The 13,713-nt window shown below is 38.4% G+C and carries 10 protein-coding genes and 3 pseudogenes; 7 read left to right on the top strand and 6 right to left on the bottom strand.

The features are described 5' to 3' along the window. Window positions 1-436: IS1634 family transposase (locus CWATDRAFT_RS23500; RefSeq protein ID WP_007307344.1), on the top strand; the 436-nt coding region annotated here is incomplete at its 5' end. Between the two features lie 344 nt (window positions 437-780). Here CWATDRAFT_RS23500 and nifJ read toward each other — a convergent pair. Next, the gene (nifJ, locus tag CWATDRAFT_RS23495; RefSeq protein WP_007307343.1) at window positions 781-4,413 is read right to left on the bottom strand and encodes a pyruvate:ferredoxin (flavodoxin) oxidoreductase; all 3,633 of its coding nucleotides are present in this window, start codon (window positions 4,411-4,413) and stop codon (window positions 781-783) included. A 405-nt stretch (window positions 4,414-4,818) separates the two neighbouring features. Continuing rightward, window positions 4,819-4,953: pseudogene (locus CWATDRAFT_RS40345) on the bottom strand (PIN domain-containing protein); the annotation flags it as partial. Window positions 4,954-5,088: 135 nt separating this feature from the next. Between CWATDRAFT_RS40345 and CWATDRAFT_RS23490 the strand changes: the two are divergent. From CWATDRAFT_RS23490 to CWATDRAFT_RS23480, 3 genes and pseudogenes are all read left to right on the top strand, one after another. Further along, window positions 5,089-6,615, top strand: a complete 1,527-nt coding sequence (locus CWATDRAFT_RS23490) for an IS5-like element ISCwa2 family transposase (protein ID WP_007307345.1) — start codon at window positions 5,089-5,091, stop codon at window positions 6,613-6,615. Window positions 6,616-6,707: 92 nt separating this feature from the next. Beyond that, window positions 6,708-7,064: pseudogene (locus CWATDRAFT_RS23485) on the top strand (GTP-binding protein); the annotation flags it as partial. Window positions 7,065-7,156: 92 nt separating this feature from the next. Next, window positions 7,157-8,080: a CoB--CoM heterodisulfide reductase iron-sulfur subunit B family protein gene (locus tag CWATDRAFT_RS23480; protein ID WP_007307347.1), complete on the top strand. Its 924-nt coding sequence runs from the start codon at window positions 7,157-7,159 to the stop codon at window positions 8,078-8,080. 396 nt (window positions 8,081-8,476) lie between these two features. On the opposite strand, the gene aat is transcribed toward CWATDRAFT_RS23480, so the two are convergent. Continuing rightward, on the bottom strand, window positions 8,477-9,058 hold the full coding sequence (gene aat / locus CWATDRAFT_RS23475) for a leucyl/phenylalanyl-tRNA--protein transferase (protein WP_007307342.1): 582 nt from the start codon (window positions 9,056-9,058) through the stop codon (window positions 8,477-8,479). Window positions 9,059-9,087: 29 nt separating this feature from the next. Between aat and CWATDRAFT_RS23470 the strand changes: the two genes are divergently transcribed. Further along, window positions 9,088-9,423, top strand: a complete 336-nt coding sequence (locus CWATDRAFT_RS23470) for a hypothetical protein (RefSeq protein WP_007307348.1) — start codon at window positions 9,088-9,090, stop codon at window positions 9,421-9,423. Between the two features lie 95 nt (window positions 9,424-9,518). Here CWATDRAFT_RS23470 and rpsN read toward each other — a convergent pair whose 3' ends face one another. Further along, entirely contained in the window at window positions 9,519-9,821 is a 303-nt protein-coding gene (rpsN, locus tag CWATDRAFT_RS23465; RefSeq protein WP_007307341.1) for a 30S ribosomal protein S14, read from the bottom strand. A 124-nt stretch (window positions 9,822-9,945) separates the two neighbouring features. On the opposite strand from rpsN, the gene CWATDRAFT_RS23460 reads away from it, so the two are divergent. Beyond that, window positions 9,946-10,500 (top strand): Uma2 family endonuclease, encoded by a 555-nt coding sequence (locus CWATDRAFT_RS23460; protein WP_007307349.1) that lies wholly within the window; start codon window positions 9,946-9,948, stop codon window positions 10,498-10,500. Window positions 10,501-10,547: 47 nt separating this feature from the next. Here CWATDRAFT_RS23460 and CWATDRAFT_RS23455 read toward each other — a convergent pair. Both CWATDRAFT_RS23455 and CWATDRAFT_RS23450 read right to left on the bottom strand, forming a co-directional pair. Further along, window positions 10,548-11,807 (bottom strand): annotated as a pseudogene (locus tag CWATDRAFT_RS23455) (RNA-guided endonuclease InsQ/TnpB family protein). A gap of 265 nt (window positions 11,808-12,072) precedes the next feature. Next, on the bottom strand, window positions 12,073-12,339 hold the full coding sequence (locus CWATDRAFT_RS23450; RefSeq protein WP_007307338.1) for a hypothetical protein: 267 nt from the start codon (window positions 12,337-12,339) through the stop codon (window positions 12,073-12,075). Window positions 12,340-12,614: 275 nt separating this feature from the next. Between CWATDRAFT_RS23450 and CWATDRAFT_RS23445 the strand changes: the two genes are divergently transcribed. Further along, the coding region (locus CWATDRAFT_RS23445; protein WP_042712259.1) for an IS1634 family transposase at window positions 12,615-13,713 on the top strand (1,099 nt) is incomplete at its 3' end.

Below are 13,713 nucleotides of genomic sequence, written 5' to 3'. Positions count from 1 at the left end.
AGGAAAATTTATTTTAGCAACTAACTTAGTAGAGGAAAATAAATTAGAAGCTAGTGAAATTCTGATAACTTATAAAAACCAGCAATCTACGGAAAGAGGATTTCGATTTTTGAAAGATCCCTTATTTTTTACTGATAGTTTCTTCGTTGAAAAACCAGAAAGAATAGAAACAATGTTATTTTTAATGTCTTTGTGTTTGTTGATTTATAACTTGGGGCAAAGAGAATTAAGAAATTGTTTAAAAAGAGTCAAAAAAGGAATAAATAATCAAGTAGGGAAAGTAACATTGCGTCCGACTTTGAGGTGGATATTTCAATGTTTTCAAGGTATTCATTATGTGATTTTAAACGGAGTTAAACAAATTGTCAATTTAACAGAAGAAAGGCGTTTTATATTGAGTTTATTACCTGCATCTTGTCAAAGATATTATCTATAAATTGAATTGGATAAAGCAAAAATAATAAAAGAATAAGAGTCTAATGATATCAAATGAGAAGAGGAAACTCTCCTTCGTTTGTGCTGAGTCTTACTAAGTTTTCAATGAGTATAAATCTTCTTAATTTGATTATTTTTCCTAAAAATTTAATGAAAAGAGAAATATTCTTGCCCAGGTATGATTTTCGGACTTTTTAAAACTATGTATTTTTTTATACTACATTTTGAAGTGCGGAATCTGGGATTCATAAGTCAGCTTCCTTTGAGTTAACCTTTAAACTTAAATTTATTGTACGACAAAGGGTGAGTCCTTAAAAACCCACCCTAAACTATCAAAAACGAAACCTATTTAACAGAAGTTACTACCTCAGCGTCGGCTTTACTATGTCCATTGCCGTTACTTATTTCTAACTGCCTTGCCGCTAAATATTGATACATTTGCCAACGAGTATTAACATCCGCTTGCGCTTCTTTAAGCAATTTTTTGGCAGCATCTGGTTTACTTCTAGCTAACATTTTGAAACGGTTTTCTTGATACATAGTCTGTTCAACAGGAAGCTTAGGTCGTCTATTATCTAACTGTAAGGGGTTCTTTCCTTCTCCTACTAAGTCGGGATGATAACGATACAATAACCAACGTCCACTGTCTACAATGTCCTTCTGATAACTCATAGCAGTGGTCATATTGATACCGTGGGCGATACAGTGAGAATAGGCAATAATCAAAGAGACACCCTGATAGGCTTCTGCTTCTAAAAAGGCTTTGACACTATGCTCATTCTTTGCACCCATAGCTACACTGGCTACATAAACGTTACCGTAAGTCATAGCCATTAACCCTAAGTCTTTCTTGGGTGAGGGTTTACCACCAGCAGCAAACTTAGCTACAGCAGCGCGAGGTGTGGCTTTAGATGCTTGTCCCCCGGTATTAGAATAAACCTCCGTATCCATAACCAAAATGTTAACGTTGCGGCCACTGGCTAACACATGGTCCAACCCACCATAACCAATATCATAGGCCCAACCGTCACCACCGATGATCCAAACACTCTTCTTAACTAAATAGTCTGCTACAGACTGCAACATAGTAACCTTAGCTTGGGTGGTTTCGTCTAAGTTACCGTCCTTTAACTCCCCTAAACGGTGTTTAAGAATAGCTACTCGTTGTCTTTGTTCAAATATCTCCGCTTCATCTATCTGTTGGGCGTTTAATAACCCTTGGGCCAACGCTTCCCCGATCTCAGAAGCTAAACTTTTCACCAACTCCGTAGCAAACTCCCCTTGTTTATCTATCGATACACGGAACCCTAAACCGAATTCTGCGTTATCTTCAAATAGAGAGTTAGACCAGGCCGGACCCCTTCCTTCTTGGTTTTGGCTCCAGGGTGTTGTAGGTAAGTTTCCACCATAAATGGAAGAACATCCCGTGGCGTTGGCTACTACCATGCGATCGCCGAATAACTGGGTGGCTAACTTGAGATAAGGGGTTTCCCCACATCCTGCACAGGCACCGGAAAACTCAAATAAGGGTTCTTGCATCTGTTGATGGTTTATTTTGTTGAGTTTTAGGGCATTTCGGTCGGGGTTGGGGATAGATAGGAAATAGTCCCAGTTTTCTCTTTCTTGTTCCCTAATAGGCAGTTGTGGTGCCATATTAATGGCTTTTAGTTTGGGTTGAGATTTATTTTTGGCGGGACACACATCCACACAAACACCGCAACCTGTACAGTCTTCAGCAGCGACTTGGATGGTAAACTTGAGTTCTGTTTTCCTCCAGTCTGAGTCTTTGGCGTTAGCACTCTTGAAGCTGACGGGAGCATTAGTCAGGGCTGCTTCTTCATATACTTTCGAGCGAATGACGGCATGGGGACAAACTAGGACACATTTACCACATTGAACACAAATATCTTGATCCCAAACAGGTATCTCTTGGGCAACATTACGTTTTTCCCATTTTGCTGTCCCACTGGGATAAGTACCATCGCAGGGTAAGGCACTGACTGGGATCTCTTCCCCTTTCCTGGCCATTATTTTACCCAAGACATCCCTAATAAAAGCCGGTGCGGTATCTGGGATGGGATGATCCATATCGGAGGCGTTATTATCTACTTGAGTGGGAATAGTTACCTGGTGAAGATGATCTAAGGCAGCGTCAACTGCTTTCATGTTCATTTCTACGATCTGCTCCCCTTTCTTACCGTAAGTCTTACGGATGTATTTTTTGATCTGGGCGATCGCTTCTTCTTTGGGCAGTACATTAGCTAGGGCAAAGAAGCACACTTGCATAACAGTGTTTATTCTGCTCCTCATCCCTGCATTCTTGGCTACTTCGTAGGCGTTTATAACATAAACTTTGATGTTTTTGTTAAGAATATGTTCTTGGACGGTACGGGGCAGTTGTTGCCACACATATTCTGGTTCGTAGGGACTATTGATGAGAAATATTGATTCCTCGGCGGCAGGTTCTAAAAGGTCAAACTTATCTAAAAATTCCCATTGATGACAAGCGACAAAGTTGGCTTTTGTAACTAGGTAAGTGGACTGGATAGGTTTGGGTCCAAAACGGAGGTGAGATACGGTAACAGAACCGGATTTTTTGGAGTCGTAAACGAAATATCCTTGAGCGTAGTTATCGGTTTCTTCTCCAATAATTTTAATGGAGTTTTTGTTAGCACCCACTGTTCCATCTGAACCTAAACCATAGAATATTGCTCGGACAACGTTATCGGGTTCTGTGCAAAAGTTGGGATCGTAATCAATACTGGTATTGCTCAGATCGTCTTTAATACCAACAGTAAAATGATTTTTTGGTCTATCTAAAGCTAAGTTATCAAACACTCCTTTAACCATGGCCGAGGTAAACTCTTTGGAGGATAAACCATAGCGTCCGCCCACAATTTTTGGTAGGGGCATTTCTTGACAGTTTTCCATAAACCCTGTGATCACATCTACATATAAGGGTTCTCCTGCCGCTCCAGGTTCTTTGGTACGATCTAATACAGCAATTTTCTTAACTGTTTTGGGTAAGGCTGAAATTAATTTTTCTGCTGCAAAGGGACGATATAAACGAACTTTTAGGACTCCTACTTTTTCCCCTTGAGGGATTAAATGATCTACGGTTTCATGAACGGTTTCGCAACCTGAACCCATCAAAATAATTACCCTTTCTGCTTCGGGATCACCATGATATTCGTAGAGTTTATATTGCCTTCCTGTGAGTTGGGCAAACTTATCCATGGCCTTCTCTAAAACCTCGGTATAAGCTGCATAGAAGGGGTTTACCGTTTCTCTGGCCTGGAAGTAAACATCGGGGTTTTGTGCCGTTCCCCGAATAACCGGGCGATCGGGGGTTAAAGCCCTGTTGCGATGGGCGATCACCCATTCATCGTCGATCAGCGATCGCAGTACACTATCATCTAATAATTCTACTTTCTGTACTTCATGAGATGTCCTAAACCCATCAAAAAAGTGTATTCCAGGGAGTCTTGCCTCATAACTGGCTGCGGTGGTGATGGCGGCCAGATCCTGGGCTTCTTGCACAGATGCAGAGGCGATCAGAGCTAAACCTGTACTCCGGGCAGCCATTACGTCCCCGTGATCCCCGAAAATAGATAGGCCCTGTGCCGCCAGCGATCGCGCTGCAACATGGATCACTGTGGCCGTGAGTTCCCCTGCTATTTTGTAGAGGTTAGGGAGCATCAATAATAAGCCCTGAGAGGCGGTAAATGTGGTGGTTAACGCCCCTGTTTGCAATGATCCATGAATAGCCCCGGCTGCCCCTCCTTCGCTTTGCATTTCCACTACAGAGGGAACCGTACCCCAGAGGTTGGTTTTGTCTGTAGATGCCCAAGCGTCTGCCCATTCTCCCATCGGTGATGAGGGGGTGATGGGATAAATGGCGATCACTTCGTTGAGACGGTAGGCAACTCTGGCAACGGCTTCGTTGCCATCAATGGTGGCGTAGGTTTTACTGTTCATAGTGTTCTCTCTCTTTAGCGATCGATCAAGTGAAATAGTAAGTTTTGTTGCGAAGACTTGACAGTTTTGAGACAAAAGATGAGCTAGTTACCTCATTTTTTAAGGATCATTAAGGCAACATTTGGGTTGTTTCTGAGAAGGCTTGATCATAGTGATTAATGATAACACTCCCATTCCTATTATCGAATATAATTCAAACAACAGAACAATTTATTATCTTTTTTTAATGTAGTGACTCAAAATCCACTAATTCTTTTCTTAGCTTATAAAAAGGGTTTATTTGTGATTAAACCTTCTGGGGATACAGTAACTATTATTAATGATGATAATTTTCAACCCATGACTTGGGTAAATAAAAAAAAATTTTATGGTTACTATGGAAGTAGTTAAGGAAGCTAAACGATTTTACCATAAACGATTGACATCATAAGCATCAAAAGCTATATCTTTACTCAAAATAGGTATGTTTTCTATTATTGATTGAGCTATTAATAAGCGATCAAAGGGATCATTGTGATGAAAGGGTAAGCTAGTAATTAGGGTTTGCTGAATAAAAGCAAAACCCTATTCTTTAAAAGGTTACACCCATATTCGCGATCGCAAAAAAGATCAGCTTTGTCGGCTACAAACCGCTATAATTGGTAGAAACACCTCCCAGTTGTTGGTCAAGAACAAATGTATCGAAAAGAGGAGCAACCTTTACCGCCCCCAGAAAAATTTGAATTACCTTTCGAGGGTAAATTGTCCCCCAATAATCGTTGGGTAATCATGGCAGAGTTGATACCTTGGGATGATTTTGAGGAAGAATATGCTAAACTTTTTTCAGCAGAAAAAGGTGCGCCAGCCAAACTATTTAGAATGGCATTAGGGACATTAATTATTAAGGAAAAATTAGGAACAAGTGATAGAGAAACTATAGAACAGATTAGAGAAAATCCCTATCTACAATACTTTATAGGTTTAAATTGTTATCAACAAGAGCCACCACTGGAATCTTCAATGCTAGTTCATTTTAGGAAAAGAATTGATGGAGAATTGATAAACAAAATCAATAAAAAAATAGTAAAAAGAGAAATAGACAAGAGTGATAAAGAAGTAAAAAAAAAGGATTGTCTCCAAGAAAAAGGAGAAAAAATAAAAAATAAAGGTAAACTAATTTTAGATGCGACTTGTGCGCCAGCAGACATCAAATACCCAACGGATTTAGGCATATTAAATCAAGCCAGAATTGAGACAGAAAGAATAATAGATAATCTTTATAAACCATTAAGAGTAAAATTGAGAAAAAAGCCGAGAACTTCTAGAAAAATTGCTAGAAAGGAATACTTAAAAGTAGCTAAAAAACGAAAAGTATCTTATCAAGAAAGAAGAAAAGCTATCGGGAAACAGTTAAAATACCTTAAGAAAAATTTAGGAAATATAGAAGACTTAATTCAAGCTGGGGCTTCCCAGGAAAATCTGAGTAAAAGACAGAAAAATTGTCTAGAGACTATCAAAAAAGTTTATGAACAACAACAGTCAATGTGGGAGAATAAGACCCAGAGTGTTCCTCAAAGAATTGTAAGTTTAACTCAACGGCATATTCGTCCAATAGTGAGGAGAAAAGCAGGAAAACCAATAGAGTTTGGAGCTAAACTCTCAGTAATCTGTGTAGATAACTATGTGTTTCTAGACAAAATAAGTTGGGAAAACTTCAATGAATCTTGTCATTTAAAAGAACAAGTAGAAAAGTATAAAGAAACGTTTGGCTATTATCCCGAATCCGTCCATGTAGATAAAATTTATCGAACTAGGGAAAACAGAAATTGGTGTAAGGAAAGAGGGATAAGAATCAGTGGTCCGAAGTTAGGAAGACCTCCGAAAAATGTCAGTGAAGAAGAAAAGAAACAAGCCCACTCCGATGAATGCTTCCGTAATGCTATTGAGGGAAAGTTTGGACAAGCTAAACGAAGATTTAGCCTAAATCTCGTGATGACAAAACTCCCTGAAACCTCCATTACATCTATTGCTATTACATTTTTAGTTGTCAATCTTTCTAAACTTCTGAGGCAGTTTTTGTCGCTTTTTTTGTCCTTATTTACTAATAATAGAACAGGGGAACTCATTAAACCGCCTTTCATTAATTTTGATTATACTTTAAACAATTTTTATGTACTAAAACTTATTGATTTGTCAGAAAATTCTTGGTCAAAAGTGGCATAAATTTTGGAGAAACTTTTTCAGCAAACCCTAATTATGCCGGAATTTGCCGGCTATTTTTTTGCTGGGATAATAATTTGAGCTTGCTGTTACAGCACGATCATCATCACCATGATCACCATTCCCACCATTTAGAGAATGATGGTTTTACCTCCATTTCTTTTGAGAGCGATAAACCTTTTTCTATTAGGAAGTTTCAACATTTTCTAGATAATCAGTTACCTTCTAATGTCTTTCGTGCTAAGGGCATTTTATGGTTTAATGAAAGTGAGAAACGTCATATTTTTCACCTGAGTGGTAAACGCTTTTCCCTGGAAGATGAAGAATGGAAAGGGACTCCTAAAAATCAATTGGTTTTTATCGGACAAAATCTTGATACCGATAAGTTATATCAACAGGTTGACAATTGTTTATCCCTTCCTACTACAAGCAAAGGGGAAGAGTTTGGTTGATTACACCTAATTTGCTCAAGAATCCCCATCTAGGGATTCTTAAGCACGAGAAACACTTATAATATATAGTTAAATTCCATCCAGAAAATTAAATGTTAAAATACGCTTATTATCCAGGCTGTGTGGCTCAAGGAGCTTGCCGTGAACTGTCTTTATCAACAAAAGCTTTAGCAGAAGCTTTAGGCATAGAATTAATCGAACTAAAAAAAGCGGCCTGTTGTGGTTCCGGAACCTATAAAGAAGATTCTCAACTACTAGAAGATACCGTCAACGCCCGTAACATTGCTTTAGCAGAATCTCTAAATCTCCCTTTATTAACCCATTGTAGTACCTGTCAAGGGGTGATTGGTCATGTTGATGAACGGTTAAAAGAAGCCAAAAATAATGATCCTGCTTATCTTGAGACAGTCAACGGATTTCTGAAAAAAGAGCATTGTTCTCCCTATAAAGGCAGTACCGAGGTTAAACATTTATTATGGGCTTTAGTGGGTGACTATGGATTAGATAGGTTAGCTGATCAGGTAAGATATAAGCTCTCAGGATTAAAATGTGCAGGGTTTTATGGCTGTTATTTATTAAGAACTCAGGACAAACTCCCTTACGACAACCCATTTCAACCAGAATCTTTAGAAAATGTTTTTCGTGCTGTAGGAGCAACCCCTATTTATTATCGAGGAAGGACACAATGTTGTGGTTGGCCACTGTCAAGTTATGCTAAAGAAGAATCGTTTAAAATGGCAGGAACCCATATAAGAGAAGCCATAGAAGCAGGAGCAGACTGTATCGTAACCCCTTGTCCTCTCTGTCATTTAAACCTAGATTCCCGACAACCGGAAGTAGAGAAAGTTATGGGAGAAAAACTTGGGTTACCTATTTTACATTTACCCCAATTAGTGGCTTTATCTCTAGGGATTAAACCAGAAAAACTAGGGTTAAGTCGTCACGTTGTTTCGACAAAATCTGTGTTAGAAAAATTAGATATTTTGGGTTCTTCTACACCAGCTTTGACAAGATAAGATCTAAAATCTTACTTTTTAGAGATTTCTCCAAGCCGTAAGTTGTAGTCGTAGGGTGGGCAGCATCAGTTGATTTTATCTTACCAGATAGAATTTAATGGCTGCCCACCAATAGGGTTTAAATGAAACAGATAAGGGGATGGTGGGCAAAGTTTTAGGCTAATCATCACATTTAATCTGTTCTCCCTTTTGCCCACCCTACAACTAGCTTTTTCGATATTTCTCCGCCCTAAAGAAACTTGAGTGTAATTACCAAGAATCCCAGTGTATCCGTAAGTTAGACTCCTTTTTTATGCCACTTTTTCAAGGACAAAAAACGATAATAAGTCAAAAGATATACTCCTTTTTTTGCAATCAGAATTAGGGTCAAACACAACCTAGCAAACTCTAATTTGTTTAAACAAAAATACAGGGATTATTTAAAGATTCTTGTAACAATTTTTGATATTCTTGATCGCTCACTAAATAAGAGCCAAATCTAGCTAAATGCTCGTTTTGCAACTGAGCATCAAAGAGGGTAAAACCTTTCCCTCTAAGATGTTCAACTAATTTAACCATAGCCACTTTTGAGCCGTTAGGGATACGAAAAAACATGGATTCCCCGAGAAAAGCACCACCAAGGGTAATCCCTAAAATTCCCCCTGCCAACTCATCCCCTTGCCAAGTTTCAAAACTATGGGCGTATCCTGCTAGGTGTAGCTGATAATAGATATCAATAAGTTCAGGTGCGATCCAAGTGGTTTGGCGATCCGCACAACCACGACAAACCCCCATAAAATCCCGATCAATAGCCACAGAAAAGATATTTTGATTCAAAACTCGTTTTAGGGATTTTGGATAGCGGAAACGCTCATCTAGGGGGATTAAGGCACGTTGACGACTAGAATACCATCCCAATACATTATTTTCATCCCCCATTAAAAAGTAACCTTGGGCATATCCCTGTATAATGGGGTCTACATTTTCTGTAAATTCCATCCTTGATTTTCTGCACTTAATCCATTGTTATGACGGCTCAACCTATTCCTGCTATTACTTTACCCCCTATTCGTGATCCCCAACAAGAAGGGGAGTGGCTACAAGTTGCTTTGCAAAACTGGCTAAATCGAGAGTTTATACCTGAACAGGTTAATGAAATAATCTCTCAACGAGCCGCGCGAATTTTTGTGCGTCAACGACTTGAAGGGGAAAACGATCTTGGTAGTCTAGTGATCGCTATTGTCACAGAAATGCAAGCTTTTGACTTTACAGAAAGCTTTTTCAGTGAGTTTGCTGTGGCCAACGCTGTCAGCGATCTAATCATCCATAGTTTAGGCATCGATCGCTGTTGTGGCCAAAGCTGAATACACCATAATGGATAATCAACCAGTAGAATCTATATTAAACAAGAGATTTTCAACCGAATGAATAATTATCCATTATTCATTGATAATATTGGTTACCAACTTGATTTAACCACACCAGGTAATAACCCTTCGTGGGCCCATTCTCTGAGAACATTACGAGATAAGCCAAAATCACGATAATAGCCTCTAGGACGACCGGTTAACCAGCAACGGTTACGATGGCGACTAGGCGCACTATTACGAGGAAGACGTTGAATTTGACGATGAATCTCGATTTTTTCTTCAAAATCTTCTGCGTTTTCAAAAGCTTCCTTAAGGGCTGCTCGTTTTTCAGCATATTTTGCAATTAAACGCTCGCGCTTCTTTTCGCGCTCAATCATGCTTTTTTTAGCCATAGCACTTTAATTTAATATTTTCTCTTTAAAGACACCAACCTCCATTGTACCCCAAATATCATAATTTTGAGATGAACTTTATATAATATAGCTAGAATAGTCGTACTTAAAGGCTTCTACAGAAATGATCGCCGTTCCCCACTACATCAGCCCTCAAGAATATCTCGATATCGAACGCCAGAGTCAGATCCGCCATGAATATCGACGTGGTTTGGTTTATGCAATGGCTGGCGGTACAGATAACCACGATCGCATTGCCCTTAATTTATTAACTCTGATTAACTTACATTTAGGGGACTCTAAAGACTGTCGTTTTCATTCTGGTAATGTAAAAGTTCACTATAAAGATGATTTTTATTACTATCCTGATGCCTTTGTAACCTGTGATCCTCGCGATCGCCAAGATCGTTATCTTAAATGTTACCCGAAACTAATTGTTGAGGTTCTTTCATCGAGTACAGCTACTTTTGATCAAGGGGAAAAATTCAAAGATTATCAACTAATTGAAACCTTAGAAGAATATGTCTTAATTAGTCAAGAAAGGCAGCTTTTAGAATGTCGTCGCCGTAATGCTATGGGGATCTGGGAAACAACGATTTATGAGATAGGTGATCTGGTAACTTTACAAAGTATTGATCTTGAATTTGCGATCGCCGATCTTTATCGTGGCATAGATTAACTGTTCAAAAAATAATTATATAAACTTGTATGTGTGAACTACCCCAACTAATTGCAAGCAATATAGTTGGGGCTTCCAATCTCATTGGGAGTTGCGTCTAAGAGGCAAGAAATCTTACCCCCTAGCCGTCTTACATTCCCTCCATTGGCAGTCTCGCTAGTTCCTAACGAGATTATCCGTAAGGCTTCATTTCTAATATTTATTGATGCGTTTATGTCACGATCATGGGTGGTTTGACAATGTTCACAAGTCCAATTTCTAATATCAAGAGGCAAACTTTCCACTTGATTTAGACAGACATGACAAGTCTTAGAACTGGGGAAAAACCTATCAACTTCAATATAGGTTTTTCCTTCGTTTTCTGCTTTGTATTTCACCATTGTACAAAACATTCCCCAACCACAATCACTAATAGCTTTCGCTAATTTGTGATTTTTAACCATTCCCTTGACATTGAGATTTTCTACAGCAATAACTTGCTTTTCGTTGACTATCTTACGGGATAGTTTGTGCAGAAAATCTTCCCTACATCTAGAGATTTTAGAATGTACTTTAGCTACTAACCTTCTAGCCTTGTCACGGGTATTACTTCCCTTTTGTTTACGAGATAACTTTTGTTGTTTACGCTTTAAGTTCTGTTGATGTTTAGCTAAATGTCGAGGATTATCAAATTTAGAACCATCACTGGTCACAGCAAAATCAGTTAATCCTAAATCTATCCCGATGGCTTTACCGCCGACCGACTCGGATTTAAAATCCGAGTCGCAAGCGGCGGTGCATTCCGCACCTTCTGTTGAGGTTTCTGGTTTCTCTAGACCATCATCAACTGTAACTGAAGCATAGTATTTGCCATCACTATTTTTTGAGATAGTAACTGTTTTAATAGTTCCCTCAAAATCTCGGTGACTACGACAATAAACTTTACCGATTTTTCGATTTAGTTTTAGATAGTCTCCTTCAAACTTAACATTAGCAGGATAGCTCATGGACTGTCTGCCATGCTTTGACTTGAATCGAGGGAATTTTGCTCTTTTATCAAAGAAATTTTGATAAGCTCATGAGAGATTTAAGGCGACAAATTGTAAACACTGAGAATAAGCATCACTCAGCCAAGGATATTCTTTTTTCAGTCCTGGCAGGAGACCTTGGATAGCACCCCTGCTCAAGCTTTTTCCCGTCTTTTGATAAGTTTTGTGGCATAATTCTAAAGAATAATTCCAATACCATCGACAACAACCAAAAGCTTTGGCTAATGCTTGCTGTTGCTCAGTATCAGGATAAATTCTAAATTTATATGCCTTGTACATTATCATTTATTTCAGTGATCGCTAATATCATAGCACAAAGATCAGATTGAGCGGAGGCTGCGCCCTTTATTTTTTGGATTGGCATTCATGAGGGGCTGTATCTGCCGTCGCGCGGCAGATTTTATAAGCCCCGTCCCCACCTAAAATGTTGATATTTTTTGAGAATTTATAGGTGGGGACTTCTGCCAATAATTTTGTTAAAAGATTTATTTTTATTCAGCAAGCAGCGATCGCTATTGAAGATTCAACCGAATCTATCCCCACCCTATAATGCACCTTCTCCCGTATAAGCACAAAACTTAATATCAATTTGCATTCCTTGGGGAACACTTGCTACATTTACTCTAAAATCTCCTGATTGATTACCTGTCCAATATTGATTTTGATTGTTAGGAAATCTTTGAATAACTTCTAAATATTGCCCATTGGGAGCTTGTACAGAATAGTCATGAGATGTCTTTCTTTCAATAATTAATTGTTGTTCTCTAGCTAAACTTAAAAGAAAAGTATCTCCAACATTAACTCTTCCCATATATGAACCACAACTGCTCCCACGAGGAAAACTAATTCTTATATTTCTACCGTAGAATAGGATTCATCTTCAATCTATTGATTTGATGTGTGCCTTTTCTGAACAAAAATGGTGGCGCACCTTTAGAACTGAACTTCCCCCATACATATCTACTATAGAGCCTTGAAACCCTTATCTATGAAGGGATACAGCGATTAGACTCCGGTGCTGTACCCATGTATATGGTAACATATCTTAATGGACAGGGATTCTCTCTATTTGCTAAAATAGTAGTCATGTATATAGAGCGAGTTCCGAATAGAAATTCCCCCCCGGCTGTTCTGCTTCGTGAATCTTACAGAGAAGGAGAGAGAGTCAAAAAAAGAACCCTGGCAAATCTATCAACATTGCCAGATGAAGTTGTTGATAATATGAAACTGGTATTAAAAGGGGCGAAAGTTTCAATGACTGAAACGATACCCGATAATTTTGAGGTGATAAGAAGTCGTCCTCATGGTCATGTGATGGTTATATTAGAAACCATTAAAAAGTTAGGGTTAGATAAGATAATTGCCAAAACTTCTTCTCGAACTAGAAACTTAGTTTTGGGTATGATAATTGCGAGAATTATCAATCCTAAATCTAAATTAGCCACAGCCAGAGGATTTCATGAGAAAACTTTTAGTAATAGTTTAGGAAAAGTGTTAAACTTAGAAAAAGCTGATGAAGACGAACTCTATGATGCTTTGGATTGGTTAGTCAATAAACAAGAGAAAATTGAAAATAAATTAGCTAGTCTTCATCTCAATAATGGCTCATTAGTTTTATATGATGTCACCTCAACCTACCTAGAAGGGAACGGATGTGAATTAGGAAAATATGGATATAATCGAGATAAGAAGAAGGGAAAAACCCAAATAGTCTTTGGACTACTTTGTGACCAAAATGGTTGTCCTATCGCTGTAGAAGTTTTTGAAGGAAACACCTCGGATACTAGCACATTAGAAAGTCAAATAGAGAAAGTTAGGAAACGATTTGAGGTTAAGAATGTGGTGTGGGTGACAGATAGAGGTATTTTAACGTCTTCAAATATTAAAGAGTTGGTGAAAGCAGTAGAAGGATTGGATTATATCAGTGGCTTAACTAAGGCAAGCATTAGAAAATTAGCCGAAGTAGAGGCTATTCAACTAGGATTATTTGATGAAGTTAATCTCGTTGAATTTGAAAGCGAAGATTACCCAAATGAAAGATTAATTGCTTGTCGAAATCCTTTGATTGCTGCTAAAAATAGGAAACAAAGAGAAGCTCTATTAAAAATAGCAGAAGAACAATTTGAGTTAATTATCAAAGCCACCAAAAGGGAAAAAAGAGCTTTGAAAGGAGCGGATAAAATAG

Origin of the sequence: Crocosphaera watsonii WH 8501, from assembly GCF_000167195.1 — a bacterium.
GTDB classification, from domain to species: Bacteria; Cyanobacteriota; Cyanobacteriia; order Cyanobacteriales; family Microcystaceae; genus Crocosphaera; species Crocosphaera watsonii.
Note: the sequence above shows the minus strand (reverse complement) of the source record. Positions and strands in the feature narration are given on the sequence as shown.

What these genes read in the sequence shown, in the direction of transcription:
- nifJ (WP_007307343.1), bottom strand. Translation starts at nt 4,413, where the DNA reads ATGAACAGTAAAACCTACGCCACCATTGATGGCAACGAAGCCGTTGCC.
- CWATDRAFT_RS23460 (WP_007307349.1), top strand. Translation starts at nt 9,946, where the DNA reads ATGATCGCCGTTCCCCACTACATCAGCCCTCAAGAATATCTCGATATC.
- CWATDRAFT_RS23490 (WP_007307345.1), top strand. Translation starts at nt 5,089, where the DNA reads ATGTATCGAAAAGAGGAGCAACCTTTACCGCCCCCAGAAAAATTTGAA.
- CWATDRAFT_RS23480 (WP_007307347.1), top strand. Translation starts at nt 7,157, where the DNA reads ATGTTAAAATACGCTTATTATCCAGGCTGTGTGGCTCAAGGAGCTTGC.
- CWATDRAFT_RS23470 (WP_007307348.1), top strand. Translation starts at nt 9,088, where the DNA reads ATGACGGCTCAACCTATTCCTGCTATTACTTTACCCCCTATTCGTGAT.
- aat (WP_007307342.1), bottom strand. Translation starts at nt 9,058, where the DNA reads ATGGAATTTACAGAAAATGTAGACCCCATTATACAGGGATATGCCCAA.
- rpsN (WP_007307341.1), bottom strand. Translation starts at nt 9,821, where the DNA reads ATGGCTAAAAAAAGCATGATTGAGCGCGAAAAGAAGCGCGAGCGTTTA.
- CWATDRAFT_RS23450 (WP_007307338.1), bottom strand. Translation starts at nt 12,339, where the DNA reads ATGGGAAGAGTTAATGTTGGAGATACTTTTCTTTTAAGTTTAGCTAGA.